This window comes from Streptococcus sp. HF-2466, from assembly GCF_015594645.1.
GTDB lineage: Bacteria > Bacillota > Bacilli > Lactobacillales > Streptococcaceae > Streptococcus > Streptococcus anginosus.
On sequence record NZ_JADNQU010000002.1, the window covers coordinates 147345 to 160164 of the forward strand.

The 12820-nt window shown below is 38.5% G+C and carries 10 protein-coding genes and 4 pseudogenes; all 14 read left to right on the top strand.

Going from position 1 to position 12820, the window contains the following annotated elements; genetic code table 11:
• Positions 1-35: 35 nt before the first annotated feature.
• On the top strand, positions 36-320 hold the full coding sequence (locus IYQ91_RS03415) for a DUF3165 family protein (RefSeq protein WP_024052072.1): 285 nt from the start codon (positions 36-38) through the stop codon (positions 318-320).
• A 73-nt stretch (positions 321-393) separates the two neighbouring features.
• Complete coding sequence (gene murD / locus IYQ91_RS03420; RefSeq protein WP_195673077.1) at positions 394-1746, top strand: UDP-N-acetylmuramoyl-L-alanine--D-glutamate ligase; 1353 nt, start codon at positions 394-396, stop codon at positions 1744-1746.
• 1 nt (position 1747) lies between these two features.
• The gene (locus IYQ91_RS03425) at positions 1748-2818 is read left to right on the top strand and encodes a UDP-N-acetylglucosamine--N-acetylmuramyl-(pentapeptide) pyrophosphoryl-undecaprenol N-acetylglucosamine transferase (protein ID WP_195673078.1); all 1071 of its coding nucleotides are present in this window, start codon (positions 1748-1750) and stop codon (positions 2816-2818) included.
• Positions 2815-3876: a cell division protein FtsQ/DivIB gene (locus IYQ91_RS03430; protein WP_195673079.1), complete on the top strand. Its 1062-nt coding sequence runs from the start codon at positions 2815-2817 to the stop codon at positions 3874-3876. Before IYQ91_RS03425 ends, IYQ91_RS03430 begins: the two co-directional genes overlap by 4 nt.
• Positions 3877-3998: 122 nt before the next feature.
• Positions 3999-5205 (top strand): annotated as a pseudogene (gene ftsA, locus IYQ91_RS03435) (cell division protein FtsA); the annotation flags it as partial.
• Positions 5184-5384 (top strand): annotated as a pseudogene (locus IYQ91_RS10130) (cell division protein FtsA C-terminal domain-containing protein); the annotation flags it as partial. The pseudogenes ftsA and IYQ91_RS10130, both read left to right, overlap by 22 nt.
• 18 nt (positions 5385-5402) lie before the next feature.
• Positions 5403-6677, top strand: a complete 1275-nt coding sequence (ftsZ, locus tag IYQ91_RS03440) for a cell division protein FtsZ (RefSeq protein WP_174720997.1) — start codon at positions 5403-5405, stop codon at positions 6675-6677.
• Position 6678: 1 nt separating this feature from the next.
• Positions 6679-7350, top strand: a complete 672-nt coding sequence (locus tag IYQ91_RS03445; RefSeq protein ID WP_058670223.1) for a YggS family pyridoxal phosphate-dependent enzyme — start codon at positions 6679-6681, stop codon at positions 7348-7350.
• 9 nt (positions 7351-7359) lie between these two features.
• Positions 7360-7450 (top strand): annotated as a pseudogene (locus IYQ91_RS10135) (cell division protein SepF); the annotation flags it as partial.
• Between the two features lie 86 nt (positions 7451-7536).
• A pseudogene (locus IYQ91_RS03450) lies at positions 7537-7902 on the top strand (cell division protein SepF); the annotation flags it as partial.
• 4 nt (positions 7903-7906) lie between these two features.
• On the top strand, positions 7907-8170 hold the full coding sequence (locus IYQ91_RS03455; protein WP_003028359.1) for a YggT family protein: 264 nt from the start codon (positions 7907-7909) through the stop codon (positions 8168-8170).
• A gap of 4 nt (positions 8171-8174) precedes the next feature.
• Entirely contained in the window at positions 8175-8966 is a 792-nt protein-coding gene (locus tag IYQ91_RS03460) for an RNA-binding protein (protein WP_195673081.1), read from the top strand.
• Between the two features lie 9 nt (positions 8967-8975).
• Positions 8976-9761 (top strand): DivIVA domain-containing protein, encoded by a 786-nt coding sequence (locus tag IYQ91_RS03465; RefSeq protein WP_003025689.1) that lies wholly within the window; start codon positions 8976-8978, stop codon positions 9759-9761.
• Positions 9762-10016: 255 nt separating this feature from the next.
• On the top strand, positions 10017-12809 hold the full coding sequence (ileS, locus tag IYQ91_RS03470) for an isoleucine--tRNA ligase (protein WP_195673082.1): 2793 nt from the start codon (positions 10017-10019) through the stop codon (positions 12807-12809).
• Positions 12810-12820 lie beyond the last annotated feature (11 nt).

Sequence of the window (12820 nt, forward strand, 5' to 3'; positions counted from 1 at the left end):
TATGAAAGAAGTGGATAGGCTAGAAAGGAGCAGAAATGTTTTATTTGATCTTTGGAATTCTCATTCTATTATTTTACATTTTTGCTACTCCGCAAAGCATTAAAGGGACTTTAAATGTAGTAGTTTTAGTGATTGCTCTAGTCGCTTTTATCATTTTATTAGGATTGGCAGTATTTCAGATTTTTCAATTACCGTCTGAATTTTTCGTAGGAATTGCAATGATTGGCGTAGCATATTTTTCTCTACGTGATATTTCAAAATTGTCACAAAAAGATAGAAAAGTATCGTTTCGCTCAAAACTTCGTAACAGACAAGAATAAAAAGCCGTAAAGGCTTTTTTATTTTCTGAAAAAAAGGTAAAATAGATACAGAAGAATTAAAAAGAGGCATGTTATGAAGCACATTATAAATTTTGCAAATAAGAAAGTTTTAGTTTTAGGCTTGGCCAAGTCTGGTGAATCCGCTGCTCGTTTACTAGATAAGTTGGGAGCGATTGTCACAGTGAATGACGGAAAGCCATTTGAGGAAAATCCTGCTGCTCAGTCTCTTCTTGAAGAAGGCATCAAAGTAGTAACAGGTGGTCATCCTTTGGAACTCTTGGATGAAGAATTTGAACTAATGGTCAAAAATCCTGGTATTCGTTACGACAACCCTATGGTCAAGAAAGCATTGGAAAAGGAAATCCCAGTCATCACTGAAGTTGAGTTGGCTTATTTGATTTCAGATGCTCCAATTATTGGGATTACGGGTTCTAATGGAAAAACAACAACAACGACGATGATTGCGGAAGTCTTGACTGCAGGTGGTCAAAGTGGTCTACTTTCTGGAAATATTGGTTTTCCAGCCAGTCAAGTTGCAACAACTGCAACCCAAAATGATACTCTAGTTATGGAGTTGTCTTCTTTCCAACTCATGGGTATTGAAACCTTTCACCCAGAGATTGCAGTGATTACCAACTTGATGCCAACTCACATTGATTATCATGGCTCTTTTGAAAATTATGTGGCGGCTAAATGGAACATTCAAAAAAATATGAGCAAATCTGACTTCCTCGTATTGAATTTCAACCAAACATTAGCGGAAGAGCTGGCTGCAAAGACGCAAGCGACCGTTGTACCATTTTCAACGACAGAAAAGGTAGACGGCGCTTACTTAGAGGGAAACATGTTGACCTTCCGTGGAGAGCCTGTTATGGCAGCAGATGAGCTTGGCGTTCCGGGAAGTCATAATGTTGAAAATGCCCTCGCAACTATTGCAGTTGCGAAACTGCGTGGCATTGAAAAACAAGTCATCAAAGAAACTTTGGCAGGTTTTGGCGGTGTTAAACATCGTCTCCAATATGTCGGTGAAATCAACCATGTTAAATTTTATAACGATAGCAAATCCACAAATATTCTTGCAGCGCAAAAGGCTTTGTCTGGTTTTGACAATAGCAAGGTTATCTTGATTGCTGGTGGACTGGACCGTGGCAATGAATTTGACGAATTGGTGCCAGATATTCAAGGATTGAAGAAAATGGTTATTCTTGGAGAATCTGCAGCACGTGTCAAGAGAGCAGCAGATAAAGCAGGTGTTAGCTATATGGATGCTGCTGATGTGAAAGATGCAACGCAAAAAGCTTTTGCTGAAGCACAAGCAGGTGACATTGTTCTTCTCAGCCCGGCTAATGCTAGCTGGGATATGTATCCGAATTTTGAAGTCCGTGGCGATGAATTTATTGCAACATTTGAAGAATTAAAGGGTTAAGATGAAAAAGATTGTATTTACAGGTGGAGGGACGGTTGGTCATGTGACTCTAAACCTTTTGCTCATTCCAAAATTCCTAGAAGCAGGATGGCAAGTCCACTATATTGGTGATAAGCATGGGATTGAATACCAAGAAATCCAGAAGTCGGGGTTGGACATCGCTTTTCATTCTATAGCGACGGGGAAATTACGACGTTACTTTTCTTGGCAAAATATGTTAGATGTATTCAAAGTGGCTTGGGGCATTTTGCAATCTTTAGGAATTATGTTAAAGGTTCGTCCGCAAGCTCTCTTTTCTAAAGGTGGTTTTGTATCAGTTCCTCCTGTCATTGCAGCTCGCTTAGCTGGGATTCCAGTTTATGTACATGAATCAGACCTCTCTATTGGTCTAGCAAATAAAATTGCTTACAAATGTGCGATAAAAATGTATTCTACTTTTGAACAAGCCCATGCGTTGACAAAAATTGAGCATGTGGGAGCTGTGACAAAAGTAGGAGAAAAAACAACTGCTCCAAATGAGCAGATTCAAGCGATTCGGCAGCATTTTGATGAAAACCTTCCGACACTTCTGTTTGTTGGTGGATCAGCGGGAGCAAAGGTTTTTAATGATTTTGTAACGGCAAATAAAGCAGAGCTAACTCAGCATTACAATATTATCAATTTATCAGGCGATGCTCATTTAGATGAATTATCAAATCATCTCTACCGAATTGCCTATGTGACTGACCTCTATCAACCGTTGATGGATTTGGCGGACGTCGTTGTTACACGTGGTGGCTCTAATACTATTTTTGAATTGTTGGCTATGGCAAAACTCCATGTAATTGTTCCTTTGGGACGCGAAGCAAGTCGCGGTGATCAGATTGAAAATGCAGATTATTTTGTAAAAAAAGGTTATGCTAAAAAATTAGACGAGTCTCAATTGAATTTGGAAAATCTTCAAAAAATGATTGCAGAGTTGCTTGAACAGAAAGCATTTTATGAAGAAAACATGAAACAGTCCCACGAAATAAAATCGTTAGATGAATTTTATAACCTTTTAAAAAATGACATGGACAAAGGAAGAAAATGACAAAAAAGAAGCAAGAGGATCAGAAAGAGCAAGAAACAGAAAAACTTTCTGAGTGGCAAAAAAGAAACAAGGAATACCTTGAAAAAAAGGCTCAAGAAGAAGCTGAAAAAGAGAAAGAACTAGCAGAGCAAAAAAAGCAGCATTTGCCAAGTTCTGAAAAAGAGAATGTCGAAAAGAATGATGAAAATACAGAAGAAGTGACAGCGGATACTCAAGAGAACGAGTCAGAGGAGACAGAAAAGCCTACCGAGACAGAAACTTCTGAGGAAGAACAAGATGAACCTCTTGATAAAGCAGCCTTGCGAAAAAAGAAGAAAGCAGAACGCAAACAAGCTAAGCAGGAAGCAAAAGAGACAAGAGAAAAAATCGCTCCTCGCCATATCTACCGTGCTTTGCCAGTATTGATTCTAAGTTCTATTTTGTTAATTTTAGCTGTTTATTTTATAAGCCCCTATTCAAAATTAAAGAATATAGAGGTAACGGGCAATAAACAGCTTTCAAAAACAGAGGTGCTGGATGCTTCTAGTATTCAAAAAGAGGATTACACCTTGACGACATATTTAAGTCAAAAGGAACATGCTAGAAATATTAAATTGTCAAATCTATGGGTGAAAAAAGCAGAGATAAGTTACCAATTTCCAATTACATTTAAAATAAAAGTAACAGAATACACGGTTGTTGCTTATGATTATTCTGGGGAGCAGTATTTCCCAGTATTATCTAGTGGAGAAGAAATTGCTACTCCAGTTAAAAAATCACAGTTGCCAAAAAGTTATATAACACTTGATTTTTCAGATAAAGCAATGCTTAAGAAATTTGTGCAACAATTATCAGGTATTTCTAATACAATCAAATCAGAAATTCAAACGGTTCAGCATACACCGAGTAAAGCGACTGAAGATTTGCTGACAATCACTATGACAGATGGAAATAAAATCTTAGTTCCTTTGTCAGAAGTAGATAAAAAACTACCTTATTATGAAAAAATTAAACCACAATTGACGGAAACAAGCGTTGTGGATATGGAAGCAGGAATATTTAGTTATAGAAATAGCTAAAATAATGCAGAAAATCTACCCAATTTTTATTTTTTTATGTTATAATATGCTTTGAATAACTATACTTTTTTGATAGTTAAATTGATAAGTGAGAAACTTGGTAGATAGAGAGGAATGGTCTAATGGCTAGAGATGGCTTTTTTACAGGATTAGATATCGGAACAAGCTCCATTAAGGTCTTGGTGGCAGAACATGTAAACAATGAATTAAACGTAATCGGAGTTAGTAATGCAAAAAGTGCTGGCGTAAAAGATGGTATCATTGTAGATATCGAAGCAGCAGCAAGTGCTATAAAATCAGCAATTTCACAAGCAGAAGAAAAAGCAGGAATTTCCATTAAGTTGGTGAACGTTGGTTTGCCTGCTAACCTGTTGCAGATTGAAGCAACACAAGGTATGATTCCTGTGACAAGTGAAACAAAAGAAATTACAGATACAGATGTTGAAAACGTTGTGAGATCTGCTTTGACAAAAAGTATGACTCCAGATCGTGAAGTTATTACCTTTATTCCAGAGGAATTCATCGTAGATGGCTTCCAAGGAATTCGTGATCCTCGCGGAATGATGGGAATTCGTTTAGAAATGCGTGGTCTTCTCTATACAGGTCCACGTACCATTCTTCACAATTTACGAAAAACAGTTGAGCGTGCAGGAGTTCAAGTGGAAAATATTATCATCTCTCCGCTTGCTATGACCAAATCTGTTCTAAATGAAGGTGAACGTGAATTTGGTGCGACTGTCATTGATATGGGTGGTGGCCAAACAACAGTTGCTTCTGTTCGCAACCAAGAATTGCAATTTACCAATATCTATCAAGAAGGTGGCGGATATGTCACAAAAGATATTTCTAAGGTTTTAAAAACATCTAAGAAGTTGGCAGAGAGCTTGAAGTTTAACTATGGAGAAGCATACGTACCTGCCGCTAGCAATGAGTCTTTCCAAGTGGAAGTAATTGGTGAAGTGGAACCGGTTGAAGTAACAGAGCGCTATTTAGCAGAAATTATTTCAGCACGTGTTAAGCATATCTTTGAACAAATCAAGCAAGATTTAGAAAGAAGACACTTATTAGAACTTCCAGGTGGACTTGTTATTATTGGTGGTGGTGCAATTTTACCAGGTGTGGTGGAATTGGCGCAAGAAGTTTTCGGTGTTCCTGTTAAACTATACGTACCAAATCAAATCGGTATTCGTAATCCAGCTTTTGCTCATGTCATTAGCTTATCAGAATATGCTGGAAATCTATCTGAAGTGGATGTTTTAGCACAAGCTGCCGTTCACGGTGATGAACTTCTGCGTCATCAACCGGTTGAATTTTCTCGTCCGACTCAACAAACTCAGTCGTTCAATCCGTTGCAGCGCTTTACTCAGCCGCAACAAACAACTGTGGCTCCGATTGCTGAACCAGCAGAAGAAGTTGAACGTCCCGAACCACTTCCGACACAATCTCAACAACCAAAAGAAAAATTGACAGATCGTGTTCGAAATCTACTTGGCAATATGTTTGATTAAAGGAGAAGGTAATATATTATGACATTTTCATTTGATACAGCTGCGGCACAGGGAGCAGTAATTAAAGTTATTGGTATCGGTGGTGGTGGTGGTAATGCCATTAACCGCATGATTGATGAAGGAGTATCAGGCGTTGAATTTATCGCTGCCAATACAGATGTGCAAGCTCTGAGTGGCTCAAAAGCAGAAACAGTTATTCAGCTTGGACCAAAGTTGACTCGCGGTCTAGGTGCTGGAGGACAGCCTGAAATCGGTCGTAAAGCGGCTGAAGAAAGCGAAGAAGTGTTGACGGAAGCTCTTACGGGAGCTGATATGGTCTTTATTACTGCTGGTATGGGCGGTGGCTCTGGTACAGGTGCTGCACCAGTTATTGCTCGTATTGCAAAAGGTCTTGGTGCCTTAACTGTTGCAGTTGTTACTCGTCCGTTTGGCTTTGAAGGAAGTAAGCGTGGTAACTTTGCGATTGAAGGAATCAATGAACTTCGTGAGCATGTAGACACACTTCTTATCATTTCAAACAATAATTTACTTGAAATTGTTGATAAGAAAACTCCTCTTCTTGAAGCATTGAGCGAAGCAGACAATGTCCTTCGTCAAGGTGTACAAGGAATTACGGACTTGATTACAAGCCCAGGACTTATTAACCTTGACTTTGCTGATGTAAAAACCGTTATGGCAAATAAAGGTGATGCTCTTATGGGAATCGGTATTGGTAGTGGCGAAGAACGTGTTATTGAAGCTGCACGTAAGGCTATCTATTCACCGCTTCTTGAAACAACGATTGATGGAGCTGAAGATGTCATTATCAACGTTACAGGTGGTCTTGATATGACCTTGATTGAAGCAGAAGAAGCATCAGAAATCGTCAATCAAGCAGCAGGTCATGGTGTTAATATTTGGTTAGGTACTTCTATTGACGACAGCATGAAAGATGAAATTCGTGTGACAGTTGTTGCAACGGGTGTTCGTCAAGAAAAAATTGATCGAGTAAGTGGTGTTCGTCCAGTTGCTCAACAAAATTCTTATGCAGCTGGAACTCGTGAAAATCGTAATTCTAGAGGAAGCCAAGGTTATGACCGTAACTTTGATTTGACTGAAAGTCTTGAAATTCCAAAGCCAAGTCGTCAACGGACAGAATCGCCACAGGCTTCAGCATTTGGTGATTGGGATTTGCGTCGTGAAAATATTGTTCGCTCAACAGATGCGAGTGCTGCACCAGCTGTAGAGCGTTATGAAGACACTAGTTCTGATGACGATGAATTAGAAACACCACCATTCTTTAAAAATCGCTAAAATGGATTTAGAAAAGAATACATCTCAAATTTTGGAGAATGTAGCACAGGCTACACAACAAGTTAATCGCTCAGAAAAATCAGTAGAAGTAATAGCTGTCACCAAGTATGTTGACAGCTCTACTGCTAAAGAACTGATTAAAGCAGGGATTCATCATATCGGTGAAAATCGAGTAGATAAGTTTCTAGATAAATATCAGGCTCTACAAGATGAACATGTGATTTGGCACTTAATTGGTACGCTTCAAAGGCGAAAAGTGAAAGATGTCATTAACTATGTAGACTATTTCCATGCCTTGGATTCAGTAAAATTAGCTCAAGAAATCAACAAAAGAGCAGAGCATATCATTAAATGCTTTTTACAAGTCAATATTTCCAAAGAAGCCAGTAAACATGGTTTTACTGTAGAGGAAATTGATACTATTTTACCTGAGCTAGAAAAACTTGAAAAGATTCAGATTGTTGGTTTGATGACAATGGCACCATTTGAAGCGAATGAGGCTGAATTAAATGCTATTTTCCAACAAGCTAATCAATTACAAAAAAGATTACAACGTAAACAGTTACCCAACATGCCTTTTACTGATTTAAGTATGGGAATGAGCCGCGATTATGCAATAGCTATTGCAAATGGTTCGACTTTTGTCAGAATTGGTACCGCATTTTTTAAATAGGAAAGTATTATGTCTCTTAAAGATAGATTTGATAAATTCATTGATTACTTTACAGAAGATGGTGAAGACGCAAGCGTTCAAACGCCAGAGTTGCCACCGCGTGTGAGTAATCAATCTACACCTACCAAAGAAAGACTAGTACATACAGCGAGTAGCTCTTCACAATCTTCTACAAAGTCGGGAGCAAATGAGAACATTACTCGTCTGCATGCACGTCAGCAAGAATTGGCACAACATCGGACAATTTCAGATGACAAAGTGACAATCAATGTTCGTTATCCAAGAAAATATGAAGAAACAACTGAAATTGTTGATTTGTTAATTGTTAATGAAAGCATTTTGATTGATTTTCAATATATGACAGAAGTGCAAGCTCGTCGTTGTTTGGATTATTTGGATGGTGCTCGTTATGTGCTTGCAGGAAATATAAAAAAAGTTGCAAGTACAATGTACCTTTTAACACCAATCAATGTTGTTGTAAATGTTGAGGATTTGAAATTACCTGAGGATTTACAAAGTGGCGAATTTGATTTTGATATGAAACGTAGATAAAAACATGGTTTGGATTGTAAATATACTTTATAATTTGGTAAGAGTGTATTCATTTATTTTAGTGGTGTATGCTCTCTTATCTTGGTTTCCAGGTGCCTATCAAACATCACTTGGTCAGTTGATTTTACGGATAGTAGAGCCTGTTTTGAAACCATTTCAACGTTTCAATTTACAATTTGCTGGTCTTGATTGGACGATTCTTATCGTTATCTTTCTTTTGAATTTGGTTTCTGGCATCATTTTGAATGCTCTTTTGCTTTTAGCTTAAATTCATGAGGAATATTAAACATTTATACCAACATTTTACAGAAGAAGATCGTGAATTTGTTGATAAAAGCTTAGAAAAGATGCAGCGAGTTGAGGATTCTTATTCTTTTGAAGTAACTTCGTTTGTGAATCCACACCAAGTTGAAATTTTACGGAATCTTGGAAATCATTTGCAATTGCAAATATTTTCAAGTTCGGATTATTATACGAGTGAATTGGCTAAAGTCATTATTGCTCCTCTCTACTATGAGTTGCAAGTAAGTGATTTTGAAATAGATCTGTTAGAAATCAGCTATTCGAATAAATTTCACCATTTAACCCATTCGCAAATAATGGGAACGTTATTGAATCAATTAGGGATTGAACGTAAAGTGTTTGGTGATATTCTTGTAGCTTCAGGTAGAGCACAAATTATGGTAGATAAGAAATTTACTCAATTTTTCATCGATCATATCTCAAGGATAGCAAAGATACCTGTAAAATTAAAGCAAGTAGATTTTTCACAACAAATTATCGCTCAAACTGATTCAAAACTAAGAGATGTGCTTGTCTCTAGTATGCGTTTGGATAAAGTGGTAGCTGCCTCATTTCATTTGTCACGAAGCATTGCCGCTCGGCTGATAGCAACAAAGCAAGTTAAGGTAAACTATTCCATGCTGGATAATCCCAGTCATCATTTGTTATTAAATGACTTAATTAGTGTACGAGGATATGGGAGAGTAAAAGTTTTAAGAGAAAATGGCTTTTCAAAAAATGGGAAGTATAAGTTAACTGTTGAATTATTGTCTAGTAAGTAAGGAGAAAATATGGCTATTACATCGTTAGAAATTAAAGATAAAGCTTTTGCTCACAAATTTAGAGGATATGATGTTGATGAAGTAGATGAATTTCTTGATATCATTGTCCAAGATTACGAAGATTTAGTTCGTGTCAATCATGAGCAAGAGTCAAAAATTAAAAATCTGGAAGAACGTTTGACCTATTTTGACGAGATGAAGGATTCCCTTAGCCAATCTGTATTGATTGCACAAGATACGGCAGAACGTGTAAAACAAGCGGCAAATGACCGTTCTGAAAACATTGTTCATAAGGCTGAGCAAGAAGCCCAACATTTGTTGGATGAGGCAAAATACAAGGCTAATGAAATTCTTCGTCAAGCGACTGATAATGCTAAGAAAGTGGCTGTTGAAACAGAAGAGTTGAAAAATAAAACGCGTGTTTTCCACCAACGTTTAAAATCAACCATTGAAAGTCAATTAAGCATTGTGAATTCTTCAGAATGGGAAGATATTCTTCGCCCAACAGCTACTTACTTGCAGACTAGTGATGAAGCCTTTAAAGAAGTTGTTCAGTCTGCTTTGGGTGAAGTCGTAACGACTCCAGAAGAAGATGAAGTGGATGTGACGCGTCAGTTCTCTCCAGAGGAAATGGAAGAATTACAAAGACGCATTGAAGAAGCAAATCGTGAATTAGCCGAAACACAAGCGTTTGAAACATTAGATGAGTCTGTCTTAGGATTAAATCTGACAAATGCTGAGACTTCAACAGATAACTCAGAAGCTACTTCAACAGAATCTGTAGATATTTTATAAGAGAATGTAAAAACAAGATGCTAACAAAATATTCGCAGCGAGCGGGTGACGGTGAGAGACCTGTAATTCCTTTTGTTAGGATTATCATTTTGCAAACTTAAATCTGAAAACAGTAAGATTTAACGCTTAACTCACGTTACGAGTAAGAGGGATAGGAATCTTATTCTTATCTAAATGAAGGTGGTACCACGAATTTTCGTCCTTTTGATGAATTTGTGGTTTTTTAGTTGTTACTAATATGAAAAAGGAGAACTTATGAAATTAAAAGAAACTCTTAATCTTGGGAAAACTGCTTTTCCAATGCGTGCTGGCTTACCAAATAAAGAGCCTATTTGGCAAAAAGAGTGGGAAGATGCAAAGTTGTATCAACGTCGTCAAGAATTGAATGAAGGTAAACCACACTTTACACTTCACGATGGCCCTCCTTATGCTAATGGAAATATTCACGTTGGGCATGCCATGAATAAGATCTCAAAAGATATTATTGTGCGTTCAAAATCAATGTCTGGCTATTATGCGCCTTACATCCCAGGCTGGGATACTCATGGTCTTCCGATTGAGCAAGTTCTGGCAAAGCAAGGTGTGAAGCGAAAAGAAATGGATTTGGCAGAGTATTTAAAACTTTGTCGCGATTATGCACTGAGTCAAGTAGACAAACAACGTGAAGATTTCAAACGCTTAGGTGTTTCTGGTGATTGGGAGCATCCGTATGTGACGTTGACTCCGGATTATGAAGCTGCTCAAATTCGCGTATTTGGAGAAATGGCGAAAAAAGGCTATATCTACCGCGGTGCGAAGCCGGTTTATTGGTCATGGTCATCTGAATCAGCTCTTGCAGAGGCAGAAATTGAGTATCATGATTTGGTTTCAACCTCTCTTTACTATGCGAATAAGGTAAAAGACGGCAAAAATGTGCTAGATACAGATACTTATATTGTAGTTTGGACGACAACACCATTTACTATTACGGCTTCTCGCGGTTTGACAGTAGGTGCGGACTTTGATTATGTTGTGGTAAAACCAGCTGAGGAAAGCCGTAAATTTGTCGTTGCTGCTGACTTGCTCAATAGCTTGTCTGAAAAATTTGGCTGGGAAGATGTGGAGGTCTTGGCAACTCATCGCGGTGCTGAACTGAACCATATCGTGACAGAGCACCCGTGGGATGAGAAAGTAGATGAACTGGTGATTCTTGGTGACCACGTTACACTAGATTCAGGTACAGGGATTGTCCATACAGCTCCTGGTTTTGGTGAGGACGACTACAATGTTGGGATTGCAAATGGCTTAGAAGTAGCCGTTACAGTTAATGAACGTGGTATCATGATGGAAAATGCTGGTTCAGATTTTGCAGGGCAATTTTATGACAAGGTAGTTCCTACAGTAATTGAAAAGTTAGGTCAACTTCTCCTTGCGCAAGAAGAAATTTCTCACTCCTACCCATTTGACTGGCGGACGAAAAAGCCAATAATTTGGCGTGCAGTACCGCAATGGTTTGCTTCAGTTTCAAAATTCCGTCAAGAAATTTTGGACGAAATTGAAAAAGTGAAGTTCCATTCGGAATGGGGCAAGGTTCGTCTTTACAATATGATTCGTGACCGTGGAGATTGGGTCATTTCACGTCAGCGGGCTTGGGGAGTGCCACTCCCAATCTTCTATGCGGAGGACGGCACAGCGATTATGACTGAGAAAACAATTGAGCATGTGGCTGAGCTCTTTGCGGAACATGGCTCTATCATTTGGTGGCAACGAGAAGCGAAAGATTTGCTTCCAGAAGGATTTACTCATCCAGGGTCACCAAATGGTACATTCACTAAAGAAACGGACATCATGGACGTGTGGTTTGATTCAGGTTCTTCTTGGAATGGTGTGGTGGTCAATCGTCCTGAATTGACTTATCCTGCTGACCTTTATCTTGAAGGGTCAGACCAGTATCGTGGTTGGTTCAACTCATCGCTTATCACATCGGTTGCCAACCATGGTGTAGCTCCTTATAAACAAATTCTTTCACAAGGGTTTGCTTTGGACGGTAAAGGCGAGAAAATGTCGAAGTCTCTTGGCAACACGATTGCTCCAAGTGATGTTGAAAAACAATTTGGTGCGGAAATCTTGCGGCTTTGGGTAACGAGTGTAGACTCCAGTAACGACGTTCGTATCTCTATGGATATTTTGAGCCAAGTTTCTGAAACTTACCGTAAGATTCGGAATACCCTCCGTTTCTTGATTGCCAATACATCTGACTTCAATCCGAAAGAAGATACTGTTGCTTATGATGACCTTCGCTCTGTTGATAAGTATATGACCGTTCGATTTAATCAACTTGTCAAGACGATTCGTGAGGCTTATGCGGACTTTGAATTTTTAGATATTTACAAAGCGATTGTAAACTTTGTGACAGTTGATTTATCAGCCTTCTATCTTGATTTTGCAAAAGATGTTGTCTATATTGAAGCAGCTAAATCATTGGAACGCCGTCAAATGCAGACCGTCTTTTATGATATTTTAGTAAACATTACAAAATTGTTGACCCCAATTCTTCCACATACAGCAGAAGAAATCTGGTCTTACTTAGAACATGAGCCAGAAGAATTTGTTCAATTAGCGGAATTGCCAGATGCGTTGACTTTCCCTAATGAGGAAGAACTGTTAGATACTTGGACAGCCTTTATGAACTTCCGTAGTCAAGCGCAAAAAGCTTTGGAAGAAGCACGTAACAAAAAAGTGATTGGAAAATCCTTGGAAGCTCACTTGACTGTTTATCCAAATGAAGTCGTGAGAATGCTACTTGAAGCGGTTAATAGCGACGTTGCGCAACTTCTCATTGTCTCTAAATTAACAATCGCAGACGGGGAAGCTCCTGAAAGTGCTATTGCTTTCGAGGATGTAGCTTTTACAGTTGAGCATGCAGAAGGACAAGTTTGTGAACGTTGCCGTCGGGTAGATGAAACAGTCAAAGAACGTAGCTATCATGCAATTGTTTGTGACCACTGTGCAGAAATCGTTGAAGAACATTTTGCGCAAGCAGTTGCAGAAGGATTTGAAACAAAATAATCAAAAGGGAG

What these genes read in the sequence shown, in the direction of transcription:
- IYQ91_RS03415 (WP_024052072.1), top strand. Translation starts at nt 36, where the DNA reads ATGTTTTATTTGATCTTTGGAATTCTCATTCTATTATTTTACATTTTT.
- murD (WP_195673077.1), top strand. Translation starts at nt 394, where the DNA reads ATGAAGCACATTATAAATTTTGCAAATAAGAAAGTTTTAGTTTTAGGC.
- IYQ91_RS03425 (WP_195673078.1), top strand. Translation starts at nt 1,748, where the DNA reads ATGAAAAAGATTGTATTTACAGGTGGAGGGACGGTTGGTCATGTGACT.
- IYQ91_RS03430 (WP_195673079.1), top strand. Translation starts at nt 2,815, where the DNA reads ATGACAAAAAAGAAGCAAGAGGATCAGAAAGAGCAAGAAACAGAAAAA.
- ftsZ (WP_174720997.1), top strand. Translation starts at nt 5,403, where the DNA reads ATGACATTTTCATTTGATACAGCTGCGGCACAGGGAGCAGTAATTAAA.
- IYQ91_RS03445 (WP_058670223.1), top strand. Translation starts at nt 6,679, where the DNA reads ATGGATTTAGAAAAGAATACATCTCAAATTTTGGAGAATGTAGCACAG.
- IYQ91_RS03455 (WP_003028359.1), top strand. Translation starts at nt 7,907, where the DNA reads ATGGTTTGGATTGTAAATATACTTTATAATTTGGTAAGAGTGTATTCA.
- IYQ91_RS03460 (WP_195673081.1), top strand. Translation starts at nt 8,175, where the DNA reads ATGAGGAATATTAAACATTTATACCAACATTTTACAGAAGAAGATCGT.
- IYQ91_RS03465 (WP_003025689.1), top strand. Translation starts at nt 8,976, where the DNA reads ATGGCTATTACATCGTTAGAAATTAAAGATAAAGCTTTTGCTCACAAA.
- ileS (WP_195673082.1), top strand. Translation starts at nt 10,017, where the DNA reads ATGAAATTAAAAGAAACTCTTAATCTTGGGAAAACTGCTTTTCCAATG.